Origin of the sequence: Rubrivirga sp. (genome assembly GCF_049648075.1) — a bacterium.
In the GTDB taxonomy this organism is placed as follows: Bacteria; Bacteroidota; Rhodothermia; order Rhodothermales; family Rubricoccaceae; genus Rubrivirga.
Map to the genome: position 1 here is coordinate 1 of NZ_JBARYR010000778.1, position 2,064 is coordinate 2,064.

The 2,064-nt window shown below is 68.0% G+C and carries 2 protein-coding genes and 1 pseudogene; 1 reads left to right on the forward strand and 2 read right to left on the reverse strand.

The features are described from left to right. Nucleotides 1-236: pseudogene (locus tag WBA11_RS20570) on the forward strand (gluconokinase); the annotation flags it as partial. A gap of 28 nt (nt 237-264) precedes the next feature. Here the strand turns inward: WBA11_RS20570 and WBA11_RS20575 are convergent. Beyond that, nucleotides 265-786 carry a hypothetical protein gene (locus WBA11_RS20575; RefSeq protein WP_424522500.1) on the reverse strand — a complete coding sequence of 174 codons (522 nt, stop codon included), beginning with the start codon at nt 784-786 and terminating at the stop codon, nt 265-267. 136 nt (nt 787-922) lie between these two features. Next, the coding region (locus WBA11_RS20580) for a glycosyltransferase (RefSeq protein ID WP_424522501.1) at nt 923-2,064 on the reverse strand (1,142 nt) is incomplete at its 5' end.

The window sequence follows — 2,064 nt, forward strand, 5'->3', positions numbered from 1 at the left end:
CGTACCGAGACACACTCGGGGCAGCCCGTGAGGACGTCATGGTGTTCTGGCTCGACGTCCCAGAGGACGAGCTCGGCCGCCGACTGCGTGCGCGAGACGGTCACGTCGCCGGAGCGGACCTCTTGCCGAGTCAACTCGCAACCCTCGAGGCTCCCGAAGACGCGTATCGGCTCGACGGGGCGCTCCCCCTCGAGGACGTGGTCCGACGAGCGCGAGCCGTCCTCGAGGCCGAGTAACCCCACGCGTGCGTCCTCGAGGACGCGGCTAGGACGCGGAGCGGCGCTCGGCGGCTCGGTCGTCCACGGTGCCCTTTTGGCGGTAGAGGTCGAGGTAGCTGGGGACGTCGTAGCGGTCGCCGTGGATCTCCTTCATCTTCTCCCACCTAAGCTGGCACGCCATGCGGAAGGCCGTGTCCTCCCCGTAGCGTTTGATCGAGAACGACGTCCCCCGGGCGAGGCCGGGCTCCGGGTTCCACGAGACCGCGTACACCTCGTGCCGGACGCCTCGGCGGTCGCGTTTGAACGTCCGCGAGATCCCGACGACGCCGCTCGTGTTCCCTCGGTTGGACGTGACCAGACGCCGGCGCTTGGGGGCTGCGGGAAGCTCAGCTACCTCCTCGAGCAGCTTTTCCCGGTACTCGCGGGCGGCCTCGAACGACTTGTCACGGCCACCACACTTGCGGTCAGAGAAGAGTCTGGAATAGGTCTTACCATCGCGGTAGACCCGGACCTGCCACCCATGAGTGGAGTCGGAGTCGATGCGGATGACGCCTTTCGCGCGCGGCATGTGAGATGTACTAAGGAGATTCCTGTGTCGGGGACACGCATCTTGCTAGTCCCTTGTTTCAGATCGGGTTGAACCTAGCCTATCTGCCAAGAACGGACCCCAAAGTGCGGGGTCGAATGCGGTTCCCGCCAGATTGCTAATGCCGCCGCCCTTTCCAACCAATCCTCGGGCGGAGAGCCAAAACCGCGGGGAGCGTCACGAAATACGCGGTCACGAAGACCTCGCCCAGGATCAGAATGAGGGGGTCCGCCGGCCTCCCGATCCGGACGCTAACGGCGTAAAGCAGCGCCATGTCCGCTGCCGCTTTCACCACGAGGGCGGATACTCCCCACAGCGGTGCCGAGACGATGCCAGCGATCACGAGCGCGTGGACTGCGAACAGGATCACGTAGACGCCGAACACCGAAGACCCACCGGACAGCCCACCCCGAGCCCATCGCCTCCGTTGTTGGTACGCCTCGAGGACCGTGTCCGTGGGGAGCGTCCAAACGGTCGTCGCCGGGTCGAGTGGGAACCGGACCGAGTGGTCTGTCTGGGTCGCGACGGACTGGACGAGGGCGAAGTCCTCGGTCACACAGAAAGGGAGCGCCGGGTAGCCTCCGACCTCGCTGTACACCGATCGGCGGACGGCCATGTTGTTTCCCATGCCGGTCGTCGGGGCTCCGGCCTCGGCGGCGGCGGCCACGGCTCCGAGGAGGAGGGACCAGTCGAACGCCTGGACTCGGTCGAAGAGACGGCCGGGGCGGGTCGTGACTTGGGCCAAGCCGCATGAGATCCCGACGTCGGGATCGGCGAACGCGGCCGCCATGCCTCGCGCCCACGTCGGGACCGGCGCGCAGTCCGCGTCCGTGACCAAGACGAGGTCGGCGTCCACGGCCTCGATGGCGGTGTGGATCGCCTGGGCCTTGCCGCGGAGGTGCCCGACAGGATCCGGGACGCGGACGTAGCGGATCTCGAACGGCCCACTCCGTCGGGCGGCCTCGAGGACGATCTCGGCGGTCCGGTCCGTCGAGTGGTCGTCGGCGACGACGACGATCAGCTTCTCCGGCGGATAGTCTTGGGCCTGAAGGGCCTCGAGGCACCGGCCGATGGTTGCTTCCTCGTCTCGGGCGGCGACGGTGATCGCGACCGTCGGGAGCGCGCCGTCCCTCAGAGCGGCCGGCGGCCGGCTTCGCCAGAGCACCGCCGCGAGCCCGAGCACGACGACGGCGTAGGCGCCAAAGACCAGGCCCAAGGCGACCGTCACGGCGTCGGGGGCAAGGCCGGGAACCGCCACCC